Origin of the sequence: Micromonospora sp. DT63 (assembly GCF_049841615.1) — a bacterium.
Taxonomy (GTDB): domain Bacteria; phylum Actinomycetota; class Actinomycetes; order Mycobacteriales; family Micromonosporaceae; genus Micromonospora.
Window position 1 is genome coordinate 307,036 of the sequence record NZ_JBNCKQ010000005.1, and the last position, 12,396, is coordinate 319,431.

11 protein-coding genes are annotated in these 12,396 nt (G+C 73.6%); 6 read left to right on the top strand and 5 right to left on the bottom strand.

The genetic code is table 11. The features are described 5' to 3' along the window. Window positions 1–22: 22 nt before the first annotated feature. The 5 genes from ACLQ27_RS20485 to ACLQ27_RS20505 form a co-directional block, all read right to left on the bottom strand. Entirely contained in the window at window positions 23–1,681 is a 1,659-nt protein-coding gene (locus tag ACLQ27_RS20485) for a putative bifunctional diguanylate cyclase/phosphodiesterase (RefSeq protein ID WP_234587024.1), read from the bottom strand. A gap of 79 nt (window positions 1,682–1,760) precedes the next feature. Further along, window positions 1,761–2,570 carry an SAM-dependent methyltransferase gene (locus tag ACLQ27_RS20490; RefSeq protein ID WP_425868160.1) on the bottom strand — a complete coding sequence of 270 codons (810 nt, stop codon included), beginning with the start codon at window positions 2,568–2,570 and terminating at the stop codon, window positions 1,761–1,763. A gap of 189 nt (window positions 2,571–2,759) precedes the next feature. Next, the gene (locus ACLQ27_RS20495; protein WP_200209675.1) at window positions 2,760–3,428 is read right to left on the bottom strand and encodes a response regulator transcription factor; all 669 of its coding nucleotides are present in this window, start codon (window positions 3,426–3,428) and stop codon (window positions 2,760–2,762) included. 7 nt (window positions 3,429–3,435) lie between these two features. Beyond that, on the bottom strand, window positions 3,436–5,064 hold the full coding sequence (locus ACLQ27_RS20500) for a GAF domain-containing sensor histidine kinase (RefSeq protein ID WP_425868325.1): 1,629 nt from the start codon (window positions 5,062–5,064) through the stop codon (window positions 3,436–3,438). Window positions 5,065–5,141: 77 nt separating this feature from the next. Continuing rightward, window positions 5,142–6,956: an AMP-dependent synthetase/ligase gene (locus ACLQ27_RS20505; RefSeq protein ID WP_425868162.1), complete on the bottom strand. Its 1,815-nt coding sequence runs from the start codon at window positions 6,954–6,956 to the stop codon at window positions 5,142–5,144. Between the two features lie 122 nt (window positions 6,957–7,078). On the opposite strand from ACLQ27_RS20505, the gene ACLQ27_RS20510 reads away from it, so the two are divergent. The 6 genes from ACLQ27_RS20510 to ACLQ27_RS20535 all read left to right on the top strand — a co-directional run bounded on the left by ACLQ27_RS20510 (window position 7,079) and on the right by ACLQ27_RS20535 (window position 12,383). Next, the gene (locus ACLQ27_RS20510) at window positions 7,079–7,534 is read left to right on the top strand and encodes an SRPBCC family protein (RefSeq protein ID WP_234586939.1); all 456 of its coding nucleotides are present in this window, start codon (window positions 7,079–7,081) and stop codon (window positions 7,532–7,534) included. Window positions 7,535–7,565: 31 nt separating this feature from the next. After that, window positions 7,566–8,258 (top strand): hypothetical protein, encoded by a 693-nt coding sequence (locus tag ACLQ27_RS20515; protein WP_425868164.1) that lies wholly within the window; start codon window positions 7,566–7,568, stop codon window positions 8,256–8,258. A gap of 76 nt (window positions 8,259–8,334) precedes the next feature. Further along, entirely contained in the window at window positions 8,335–9,282 is a 948-nt protein-coding gene (locus ACLQ27_RS20520; protein ID WP_234586935.1) for an ROK family glucokinase, read from the top strand. Between the two features lie 11 nt (window positions 9,283–9,293). Then, a complete protein-coding gene (locus tag ACLQ27_RS20525) occupies window positions 9,294–9,998 on the top strand; it encodes an endonuclease/exonuclease/phosphatase family protein (RefSeq protein WP_357575198.1) in 705 nt (234 codons plus the stop codon). 113 nt (window positions 9,999–10,111) lie between these two features. Further along, window positions 10,112–11,518 carry a flavin-containing monooxygenase gene (locus ACLQ27_RS20530; protein WP_234586930.1) on the top strand — a complete coding sequence of 469 codons (1,407 nt, stop codon included), beginning with the start codon at window positions 10,112–10,114 and terminating at the stop codon, window positions 11,516–11,518. 70 nt (window positions 11,519–11,588) lie between these two features. Next, the gene (locus ACLQ27_RS20535; RefSeq protein ID WP_357496812.1) at window positions 11,589–12,383 is read left to right on the top strand and encodes an alpha/beta hydrolase; all 795 of its coding nucleotides are present in this window, start codon (window positions 11,589–11,591) and stop codon (window positions 12,381–12,383) included. Window positions 12,384–12,396 lie beyond the last annotated feature (13 nt).

Genomic DNA, 12,396 nt, shown 5'->3' on the forward strand with positions numbered 1-12,396 from the left:
GTCTACTGCCAGTGTGGGGGTTTCAGCGGATGCGGGCCAGGATGCGGTCGGCGGGGGCCGGCCGGCCGAAATGCCAGCCCTGGGCGGCGTCGCAGCCGATCGCCCGCAGCCGCTCGGCCTGCCCGGCGGTCTCCACCCCCTCGGCGGTCACCGTCAGGTCCAGCGCGTGCGCCAGCGACACCAGCGAGGCGAGGATCCGCTCGTCGGTACGCCCCACCGCCGGCGAGCGCAGACCGGCCACGAACTCCCCGGCCACCTTCAGTTCGGTGACCGGCAGGTCCCGCAGGTACGCCAGGTTGCTGTAGCCGGTGCCGAAGTCGTCGATGGCGATGCGGACGCCGAGATCGGCCAGCACCCGCAACGCGCGCACCGGCTCCTTGGCGCTGCTCATCATCGTGCTCTCGGTGATCTCCAGCTGAAGTCGCTCGGGCGGCAGACCGGTCTGGCGCAGCAGCGTGCGGACCTCCTGCACCAGGCCGGGCCGGTGCACCTGCCGTACGGCCAGGTTGACGCTCACGAACGGCGCCTCGACGCCGTCGGACGACCACGCCTCCGCCTCGCGGCACGCCTCGGCCAGCACCCACCCGCCCAGCTGCACGATCAGGCCGGTCTCCTCGGCGAGCGCGATGAAGCTGTCCGGCCGCAGGACACCCAGCTCCGGATGGCGCCAGCGGACCAGCGCCTCCACGCCGAGCAACCGGCCGTCGCGCAGCGAGGTCAGGGGTTGGTAGTCGAGGTAGAACTCGCCCCGCTCCAGCGCGGCCGGGATGGCCGCCGAGAGGGCGTAGCGGGCCAGCTCGCGGCGGTTGCGCTCGGCGTCGTAGAGCGCCCAGCGCGCCCCGCCGGCCGACTTCGCCCAGTGCAGCGTGCTGTCGGCGGCCCGCATCAGGTCGCTGGGCGTGGCCCCGGCCACCTGCCGCTCGACGATGCCGATGCTCGCCGTGACCTGGAGTTCGTGCCCGTCGACAACCGCCGGTGTGCGGACCGCGGCCAGGGCGCTCTCGGCCACCTCCACCACGGCGTCGGTGCCGCTGGCCCCCTCCACCAGGATGACGAACTCGTCGCCGCCGAGGCGGGCCACCAGGTGCTCACCGAGGGCCTCGCGCAGCCGCTCGGCCACAGTGGTCAGCAGCCGGTCGCCCACCTGGTGCCCCAGGCTGTCGTTGACGACCTTGAAGCGGTCCAGGTCGAGGAAGCACACCCCCATGCGCTGGGCGCCCCGGCCCGGCTCGTTGAGCGCGGCGGTGAGTCGTTCGGTGAACAGCGTCCGGTTGGGCAGGCCGGTGAGCGGGTCGTGGGTGGCCTGGTGGCGGAACCGGGCCTCGCTGGCCCGCAGCGCCCGTTCGGCCTGCGTCCGGGCCATCATGGCGGCCCGACGGATCGACTCCTGCTCGTCGAGCGTCCGGTCGCGCAGCGCCCGGGCGTAACCGGTCGCCACGGCGGCCAGCAGTCGCGCCATCCGGTCCTCGACGTCCTCGGCCACCAGTCCCAGGTCCCGCACGAGCCGGAGCTGGATGACCTCGACCGTACGCCCCAGCCCCTCCGCGGACGCGATGTGCGCGGCGACCAACTCGGCGCCGACCCGGTGCCCGGCGCGCAGGTCGAACGGCTCGGCGAGCAGCGCGCCGGCCAGCTGCCCGGTGAGCCGGTGCAGGAGGGCTTCGAGCTGGGCCTGGGTCATCGGCAGGTAGCTCGTCCCGGAGACCGCCTTGGCCCACGCGCGGGCGAAGGTGCCCGGACGGGTAACCTCCCCGGGCGACTCAGTCACCGAGTCGTCCGACGCCGCCCATGAAGACCGCGCGCTCGGCGTCCTCCGCGCTCTCCGGGGTGTCCGGTCGCCACTGCGGCACCCAGACGACGCCCGGGTCAACCAGCTCGAACCCGTCGAAGAGCGCGGTCAGCTCGGCCCGGTTACGAATCCAGAGCGGACTGTCGGTACGCCGGTAGACCCGCTCGGCCTCGGCGCGCTCGTCCTCGCTGCGCCCGTCGTCGCTGGCCTGCGACAGCACCAGGTAGCTGCCGGGCACCAACGCGTCGCGCAGCGTCGCCAGCAGCTCCGCCGGCCGGTCGTCGTCGGAGACGAAGTGCAGGACGGCCACGACCATCACGGCCACCGGCTGGCTCAGGTTGAGCAGCTTGCGGACGTCGGGGTGCGCCAGGATCCGGTCCGGGTGTCGCAGGTCCTCCTGGACGACCACCGCGCGGTCGTTGCCGGCCAGGATCTCCCGGCTGTGCGCCACCGCGACCGGATCGACGTCCACGTAGACCACCCGCGACTCCGGGTCGATGCGCTGGGCGATCTCGTGCACGTTGCCGACGGTGGGAATGCCCGAGCCGATGTCGAGGAACTGCCGGACGCCGGCCTCGGCGAGATGGTGGACCGCTCGGCGCAGGAACGCCCGGTTGGCCTGCGCCATCAGCGGCGCCTCCGGGACGGCGGCCACCATCGCCTGCGCGGCGGCCCGGTCGGCGGCGAAGTTGTGCGATCCGCCGAGGTAGTAGTCGTACATCCGCGCGACGCTCGGGCGCTCGATGTCGATGGTGTCGGGTGCCCAGTCCGGCCGCTGCATGCGCTCAACCCCTTGAGTCCGCGACGCGGGCGTCGTCGCCCGCGCGGGTATTCTGCCCCCGACGTACCCGCCAGACCATAGCGTGCCGCCAGATTCCCGCCGACGTCGGTCGATACGCGAAGGTCCGCGCCGGCAGAGAGCCGGCACGGACCTGCGATCGCGGTGTCCCGCTCGACGAGCGGGCGCCGGTCAGAACTTCGGGGCGTCCGGTGCTTCCAGCAGGCCGAGCCGCAGCGCGGTCATCAGCGCCTGTGCCCGGTTGGCGGCGCCGAGCTTCTCGTAGAGCTTCGAGATGTGCGTCTTGGCGGTGGACTCGCTCACGAACAGCTGCTTCGCGATGCCCGCCACGCTCATCCCGTCAGCGAGCAGCCGCAGCACCTGCCCCTCGCGGGGCGACAGCTGCGGGCCGGACGGGGCGAGCCGACGCTTCATCGCCTCGGCCAGGTCGGCGGCGGTGAACGCGCTGGGCGAGGACGCGGCGTGCCGCGCGGCGGCCACCACCTCGTCGGCCGGGGCGGTCTTCGGCACGAAGGCGCTCGCGCCGGCCTCCAGGGCACCGAAGAGCTGGTCGTCGCCCGCGTACATGGTCAGCACCACGATGCCCATCGACGAGCTGGACTTGCGCAGCGCGCGGGTGGCCTCCAGGCCGCTGCCGTCGGGCAGCCGCAGATCCATGATCACCACGTCCGGCTGCAGGGCGCCGGCCTGGCGTACCCCCTCAGCCGCGGTCGCGGCCTCGCCGACGACCTCGAACTGGCGGTCGCGCTCGAAGGCGTGCCGCAGGCCCTTGCGAATCAGGTCGTGATCGTCGACAAGGAGAACCTTGGTGCGGGTGGCCGGTGTCGGACTTGTGGTCATCCTCGGGTTACTCCCCTTCTGGTGCTGCGCTGTCGCGCACGTTGTCGCGCCGGGACGAGGAACCGAGAACCACCGCCACGGTCGTGCCGCTGGGTTGCCGCGGCCTGATCTCCAACCGGCCCCGGATACGTTCCGCCCTCTCGGCCATGATCGCAAGACCGTACCGTCCGTCGGGGCGCTGGTCAGCCATCCCCTGACCGTCATCCGACACTTCAATTTGAGCGTACGGGGGGTCCACCTCACACGTGACCCAGAGATTCGAGGCCCCGGCGTGCTTGCGGGCGTTGGTCACCGCCTCCTGGGCGATGCGCAGCAACTCGGCCTCGGTGGCCGCCGGCAGGCGCGCGGTGGACTCGTCCAGCGACAGGTGCACCCGCAGCCCACCCGAGGCGCCAACGGTCCGGGCGTACTCGGCGATCGCCGCGGCCAGGCCGCCCTGGCGGTCCACCTCGCTGCGCAGCTCGAAGAGGCTCAGCCGCAGCTCGGTGATCACCCGGGTCACCTCGCCGCGCAGCGTACGCAGCGCCTCGGCGGTCTCGTCCGCGTCGTCGAAGACGGTGGCCAGGGCGTTGTCGATGCCGTAGCCGACCATCACCAGCTCCTGCGCCACCCCGTCGTGGATCTCGCGGGCCAGCCGTTGGCGCTCCTCGTTGGTGGCCAGCGAGCGGACCTCGTCGAACAGCAGCGCCGCCTCCAGCCGCAGCGCGGCCGGCCGGGTCAGTGCGGTCACCCGGGACACCACCGGCGGCGGGTACGCCTGCGCGACGTCCGCCTCCAGCACCACCAGCCCCACCGTGCGCACCCCGGCGACCAGCGGGACGATCAGCGCCGACACGTCCCCGCCCCGGTGGGAGCGCGACTGTGAGCGGGCGGCCGTCGTGGCCTGCTGACTGGCCCAGGCGTCGGCGATCGCCGAGTCCGCGTCCAGGGTCGTCTCCCAGTCCACCCGGTCCACCCCGGCCTGCGCGAGCACCACGAGCCGGCCCCCACCGCTGGCCGACAGCACCGCGCCCCGGTCCGCCCGGGCCACCGTGCGCAGCTCCTCCAGCAGGTGCTCGGAGATGCCGCCCGGGTCCAGGGTCGCCCCCGGCAGTTGCCGGGCCACCGTCCGCAGCTGGGTCAGCAGGCGGGTCGCCTCGGCGTACGGCTGGGGCTTGCCGTCGGCGCGCACGGCCATCACCCGGTGCAGGGTGCCGGCGGCGTAGAGCCCCAGCGCGGCGAGGATCAGCCACTGCGCGCAGACCGCGAGATAGCCCACCTGGCCGAGCTGACGCCCGCCGTCGACCTGGGTCAACGCGCCGCTGACCAGCAGCGTGCCGGCGGTCACCGCGAGCAGCGCCGCGCCCTCGCGGAAGCGGCGGCGCAGGGCGGTGACGGTCACCGGCACCGCCAGGTAGGGCAGCACCGCGGAGGCGCCGAGCCCGTCGACGGTCCCCCCGATCGACGCGACGGCGGCGACCTGGCTCGCGGCCAGCCCCAGCACCACCACCTCGGCCACCCGGCTCAGCGGCCCGATCAGCCGGTGCTGCGGGGCGAGCAGGGAGGGCGCCCCGGCGACCGCCAGCAGCGCGATCCACCACAGCTGGGTGACGTCGCGGGTGGCGAACAGGGTCAGGATCGCGACCAGCGCCAGCATCACCAGGCGGGCGGCCGCGGCGAGGGGATGCGGATGCGGTGTGGCGGATGCGGATGCGGGCACGTGACGGATGGTAGTCAGCCTCGGTAGATGTCGGCGATCTCCGCCGCGTACGTCTTGTGGACGACCTGTCGTTTGACCTTGAGCGACGGGGTCAGCTCACCCGTCGCCTCGGTGAAGTCGCGGGGCAGGATCCGGAAGACCTTGATCGCCTCGGCCTTCGACACGGACTGGTTCGCGGTGTCGATCGCGGACTGGACCTCGGCGCGCAGGCCCTCGTGCTCGCGCAGCTTCTCGACCGGGGTGTCCGGGGGCAGGCCGGCGCTCGCGAGGAACGTCGGCAACGCCTCCTCGTCGAGGGTGACCAGCGCGGCGATGAACGGCTTCGCGTCCCCGACGACGACGCACTGGCTGATCAACGGGTGAGCGCGGACCTGGTCCTCCAGCACGGCGGGGGCGACGTTCTTGCCGCCCGCGGTCACGATCAGCTCCTTCTTGCGGCCGGTGATGCTCAGGTAGCCGTCGGCGTCGAGCTGGCCCAGGTCGCCGGTGCGGAACCAGCCGTCGGCGCTGAGCGCTTCGGCGGTCGCCGCCTCGTTGTGCCAGTAGCCCTGGAAGATCAGCTCGCCGGAGATCAGGATCTCGCCGTCGTCCTCGATCCGGATGGTCACACCGGGCAGCGGTCGGCCGACGGTGCCGATCCGGGTGCCGGTGGGCAGGTTCGCTGCGGCGGCGGGCGAGGTCTCGGTCAGCCCGTACCCCTCCAGGATCGTCACGCCGACGCCGCGGAAGAAGTGACCGAGCCGGGCCCCCAGCGGTGCGCCGCCGGAGATGGCGTCGCGGCACCGCCCGCCGAGCGCGGCGCGCAGCTTGCGGTAGACGAGCCGGTCGAAGACCGCGTGCTGGGCGCGCAGCGCCAGGCCCGGTCCGCGCGGGGTCTCCAGAGCCTCGCTGTACGCGATGGCGACCTGCTCGGCGCGGGCGAAGACGCCGCCCTTGCCGTCGGCCTCGGCCTTCTGCTTGGCCGCGTTGTAGACCTTCTCGAACACCCGTGGCACCGACAGCACGAAGGTGGGGCGGAACTCCTGCAACTCGCCGACCAGGTTCTTGGTGTCGGCGCAGTGCGCCAGGGTGGCCCGCGCCTGCACCACGCCGATCTGGATGAGCCGGGCGAACGCGTGCGCCAGCGGCAGGAAGAGCAGGGTGGCCGCGCCGGCGTTGAACAGGTTCGGCAGCACCGGCACCGCGTTGGCGATGTCGGCGTACATGTTGCGGTGGGTGAGCACGCAACCCTTGGGGCGGCCGGTGGTGCCGCTGGTGTAGATGATCGTGGCCAGGTCGTTGGCGCGGACGGCCTTGCGGCGCCGCTCGACCTCGGCCAGCTCGACTGCGGCACCGGCGGTGACCAGCTCGTCGACCCCGCCGCGGTCGATCTGCCAGAGGTGGACCAGCTCGGGCAGGCGGTCGCGGACGCTGGCGACCAGGTCGGCGTGCGCGTCGGTCTCCACCACTGCGGCGACCGCGCCGGAGTCGGCCAGGATCCAGGCGGCCTGCTCGGCGCTGGAGGTCTCGTAGATCGGCACGGTGACCGCGCCGACCGTCCAGATGGCGTAATCGAGCAGCGTCCACTCGTAACGGGTGCGGCTCATCAGCGCGACCCGGGCGCCCGGGGCGACACCGGCGGCGATCAGGCCCCGGGCCACCGCCGCCACCTCGTCGCGGAACGCCAGGCAGGTCACCTCGGCCCAGGTCGTGCCGCTGCCGTCGGCCGAGCGCGTGGCGCGGGCGAACTGGACGGTGTCCGGCGCGGCCTCGGCGTTGTCCCAGACCGGATCGGTGAGGTTGGCCGCGTCGCCAACGGTGACGATCGGCGGAACGGAGAACTCGCGCACCTGCACTCCTTCGTGCTCGCACTGGCCGGGCCGCTGCCCATCCACGGTCTTCGGCTCTGTCGAAACCTACCCGGCGGGGGCGGCGCGGCGTACGGGCGGTACCCGCCGGGTAGCCTCCCCCCATGGCGGACTCCTCCACCCAGTCGATCATCATCGGCGCGTCACCGGACCTGGTGGCGGCGGTCATCTGCGACTTCCCGAGCTACCCGGAGTGGACCGAGGCGGTGCGCCACGCCGAGGTGATCGAGGAGTACGAGGACGGCTACGCCAGCCAGGTGCGCTTCGCGATCGACGCCGGCGTGATGGCCGACGAGTACGTGCTCGCCTACGAGTACGCCGAGGACCTGTCCCGCGTCGAATGGCACCTGCTGGCCCCCTCGAAGATGCAGAAGAGCCAGCGCGGCTCGTACGACCTGGTGGCGAACCCGGACGGGAGCACCACCGTGACGTACACGCTCGAGGTCGAGCTGTCGGTGGGGATGCTCGGCATGTTTCGGCGCAAGGCCGAGAAAATGATCATGGACACCGCGTTGAAGCAGCTCAAGCGCCGGGTAGAAGCACTCGGTGCGGCGCAGTGACGCGTCCGGCGGCAGGGTAGAGGAGCCGAGGGTGGGCGGAACGGATCCGGGTTCGGCCCGGGAAGAGGCGGAGCGTCTGGTCGCCACGGTGCTCGCGGGGGCGCGACTGGCCTCCGCCGGGTCGGCGGGCGGCGCGTTCGGCCCGCTGGGCGGGATGCTGGCCGGTGTCCTCGGTCACAGTGCCGCTCCGGGCGGCGGCACCCAGGGCGGTGGGGGTTTCGCCACCGGTTCGGCCGAATGCTGCGTCTGCCCGGTCTGTCGCGGCATCGCCGCGTTACGTGATCCGAGTCCGGAATTCGCCGAACGCCTTGCCACCGGCGCCGGAGACCTCGCGGCCGGCGTGGCCAGCCTGCTCCGGGCGTTCGCACCGCCGGAGCCGTCCCCGACGACCGCACCGCAGCCGTCCGCCCCGTCGCGGCAGACGCCCGCCGCGAGCAGCGGCGACGAGGCCCCGCCCTCCGCCCCGGCCGACCGGTCCGCCGACACCGACGACGAGCACGTGTGGCGCGATGCCACCCGCAGCGGGCATGATTCTCAGCCGGCGCCGGAGCGGGATGTCTGGTCGGTCGCCACCCGGACGGCGGACCCACTCGCCCCGGCCACCGCAGCACCCGTCGACGACGCCGGGTCGGTGGCCGCACCGGCGCCGACCAGCCGACCCGCAGTGCCCGCGTCGCGGGCGTCCGACGACACCGGCGCGGACGCGCCGGGCGGCGGCGCCTGAGCGCGGGACATCGCGATCCGGACCGGCGCGTCATCGGCGCGCGGACCGGACAGCACAGCAGAGGGGAGCGGCAGCGGTGACGCTGACCATCGGAGTCGACGTCGGTGGCACGAAGGTGGCCGGCGGTGTCGTGGACGACACCGGCACGGTTCTCGTGCAGAGCCGACGGGACACTCCCGCCGATGACGTCGGCAAGACCCGCGACGTCATCATCGAGCTGGTCGGCGAGCTGGCTGCCGGGCGGACGATCGAGGCCGTCGGTATCGGCGCGGCCGGCTGGATCGACGCCACCCGCTCGACAGTGCTCTTCGCCCCGAACCTCGCCTGGCGGGACGAGCCGCTGCGCGAGTACGTCAGCACCGCCGTCGGCCTGCCGGTGATCGTGGAGAACGACGCCAACGTGGCCGCCTGGGCCGAGTTCCGCTACGGCGCGGCCCGGGACGCCGACGACTCCATGATCATGTTCACGATCGGCACCGGCGTCGGCGGCGGCATCGTGCTCGGCGGCGAGCTGATGCGCGGCGCGCACGGCGTCGCCGCGGAGCTGGGCCACATGCTGGCCGTGCCGGACGGGCACCAGTGCGGCTGCGGGCGGCTGGGCTGCATCGAGCAGTACGCCAGCGGCAGCGCCCTGGTCCGCTTCGCCCGCGCGGGCGCCCGACAGGAACCCCAGCGGGCCGCGGCCCTGCTGGACCTGGCCGGCGGCGAGGCCGAGGCGATCACCGGCCACATGGTGACCGCCGCCGCGCAGGGCGGCGACCCGGTCTCCGCCGAGGCGTTCGCGCAGATCGGCCGGTGGCTGGGCACCAGCCTCGCCGACATGGCACAGATCCTCGACCCGCAGACCCTTGTCGTCGGCGGCGGCGTGATCGACGCCGGTGACCTGCTGCTCGGCCCGACGCGCCGCTCGTACCTCGACGCGCTCGCCCAGCGGGGCCGCCTGCCGGTGGCCGAGGTGCTCCCCGCCCAGCTGGGCAACAGCGCCGGGGTGATCGGCGCGGCCGACCTGGCCCGCCGGATCTGAGGGGGCCGGCGATGGGTGAGGCTGCCGGCGTACCGCTGCGCGTGGTGTCGTACAACATCCACAGCCAGCGCGACGACACGGCCGCGCTCGCGGCGGTGGTCCGGGCCGCGAGGCCGGACGTCGTGATCGTCCAGGAGGGGCCGCGTCGGTTCCGGTGGCGGCAGAAGTCCGCCACCCTGGCCGAGTCGTTCGGCCTGGTGGTGGCCGCCGGGGGCCTGCCCGCCCTGGGCAACCTGCTGCTGACCAGCCTGCGGGTGCAGGTGCGCGACACCCGTTGCCAGCGCTTCCCGCTGACCCCGGGCCGACACCTGCGCGGCGCCGCGTACGCCGAGTGCCGGGTCGGCGACGCCCGGTTCACCCTCGCCGGGTCGCACCTGTCCACCGACCCGACCGAGCGGCCCGCGCAGGCCGCCGAGTTCCGGCGGGGGCTGGACGCGGCGAGCAGCCCGGTGGTGGCCGGAGCCGACCTGAACGAGGGCCCGGACGGGCCGGCGTGGGCCACCGTGGCGCGTGGCCTGACCGACGCGGCGATCGCCGCCGACCGCGCGGAGCGGCTCACCTACTCGTGCGCCGACCCGCGCCGCCGCATCGACGCGCTCTTCGTCGATCCCCGGATCAGCGTTGTCGACTACGACGTGGTGGACACCCCGCAGACCCGCCGGGCCAGCGACCACTTCCCGGTCCTCGTCGACCTGCTGCTACCCACCGCCGGCTGACCCCCCCGTCTGGTATCCGTCGATCGGTCCGCTCCGGGGCTGGACATCCGGCTCCGATGTGGAGAGGATTTCGCGGCGACCGGCACCCGTGCCGCACAAAAGGAGATGTCCCGGTGTCCACCTCCACCGACCACGGCCGGCCCGACCCGGATGCGACCCAGTCCGCGCAGAGCCCCGACGGCCGTCCGCTCTCCGACCGGGGCGACACGGTCTGCGTCATCGGGGCCGGGGCCAGCGGCCTGACGGCCATCAAGAACCTGCGCGAGCACGGGTTCGGGGTGGACTGCTACGAACGGGAGACCGGCGTCGGCGGCGCCTGGAACTGGCGACACGACCGCAGCCCGGTGTACGCGAGCACCCACCTGCTGTCGTCGAAGCCGTTCACCCAGTTCCCCGACTTCCCGATGCCGGACTCGTGGCCGGACTACCCGCACCACAGCCAGCTCCTGGCGTACTTCGAGCGGTACGCCGACCACTTCGACCTGCGCTCGCACGTCTGGTTCGGCACCGAGGTGGTCCGGGTGGAGCCCGCCGAGGGCGACCGCTGGGACGTGACCACCCGCTCCACCGGCGGGTACGGCCCGGAGCGCACCTCCCGGTACGCCGCCGTGGTCATCGCCAACGGGCACAACTGGTCGCCGAAACTGCCCCGCTACGAGGGCCTCGAGGAGTTCCGCGGCGAGATCATGCACGCGTCGTCCTACAAGGACCCGGCGCAGCTGCGCGGCAAGCGGGTGCTGGTGGTCGGCGCCGGCAACACCGGCTGCGACATCGCCGTCGAGGCCGCCCAGCAGGCGTCGCGGTGCTGGCACTCCACCCGGCGCGGCTACTGGTACGCCCCGAAGTACGTCCTCGGGCGGCCCGCCGACCAGGTCAACGACGCCCTGCTGGCGCTGCGTGTGCCGCTGCGGGTCCGCCAGTGGCTCTACCACTGGACGCTGCGCCTGACCGTCGGCGACCTGACGCGCTTCGGCCTGCCCAAGCCCGACCACCGGGTGTACGAGACGCACCCGATCGCCAACAGCCAGCTCGTCTACTACGTGGGCCACGGCGGGATCGCCCCGGTGCCGGACCTGGCCCGTTTCCGCTCGTACGCCGTGGAGCTGGCCGACGGCCGCGAGATCGACCCGGACCTGGTCATCTTCGCCACCGGCTACCTGCCCCGGTTCGAGTTCCTCGACGCGTCGGTGTTCGGCGACAGCGCCGGCACGGGCCGGCCCACGCTCTGGCTCAACGCCTTCACGCCGGGGCACCCGACGCTGGCGGTCGCCGGCCTCGTGCAACCGGACTCCGGGATGTTCACCCTGGCGCACTGGCAGACGGTGCTCTTCGCCCGGCTGTTGCAGGCCCGCCGGGACCGGCCCGAGCGGGCCGCGGCGTTCGCGCAGCGGGTGCGCGACCGGGCCGGGGAGCGTTACTCGGGGCAGGTCAAGGACAGCAGCCGGCACTGGTTCGAGGTCGGGCACGCCGACTACCTGCGCGCCGTCCAGCGCGCCCTGCACGACCTGGAGGCCAAGTGAGCGCGAGGAGTGAGCTTGCGAGCCCCGCAGTCGCGAACGGAAGGCAGGATCAGTGACCGAGCTGCGGATCATGCGGGGTCGGGAGTGGTCCCGGCCGGTCCGGCCGGCGCGACGCGAGGTGCTCAGCGCCGTTCCCGAGGTGGAGCAGGGGCGGCCTCCGCTGCTCTTCGTTCCCGGCTTCGGGCACGGCGCGTGGGCGTTCGCCGAGCACTGGCTGGGTCACGCCGCGTCGCGGGGCTTTCCGGCGTACGCGCTGAGCCTGCGGGGGCACGGCGCCAGCGAGCCGGCGCCGGAGGCGACGCTGCGCGCGTACGCCCACGATGTGGTCCAGGTGGCCGCGAGCCTGCCGCGCCAGGCGGTGCTGGTGGGGCACGGCGCCGGGGCGCTCGTGGTGGCGCACGCGTTGGCGCGTTACCCGGCGCGCGGTGCGGTGCTGGTGGCGCCGGTCTTCGGCGGCTGGGGGGTGCTCTCCGCGGCGGTGCGCCGCAACCCGGCCGGGACGTTGCCGGCGGTGTTCGGCGGGCCGTTGCGGCTCAGCCGCACGCAGTTGTTCAGCCGCGAGTTGGCCGACGAGGAGGCCCGGCGGTACGTGGCGCGGCTGGGTCGGGCGGGCCGGCGGGCGCAGTGGGCGCTGCTGGGCGAGCCGGAGGCCGAGCCGGCGGTGGGTTCGCCGCCGGTCCTGGTGCTGGGCAGCCCGGACGACCGGGTGGTGCCGGCGTCGACGTTGACGCGGATCGCCCGCCGGTACGGTTCGGCGCCGTTGCTCTTTCCCGGCATGGGGCACGACCTGATGCTCGACGCGCGCTGGGCCGAGCCGATCGACGCGATCCTGGACTGGCTGGAGAAGGAGCCCGCCGCCCGGTGAGTGGTCGCGCCGG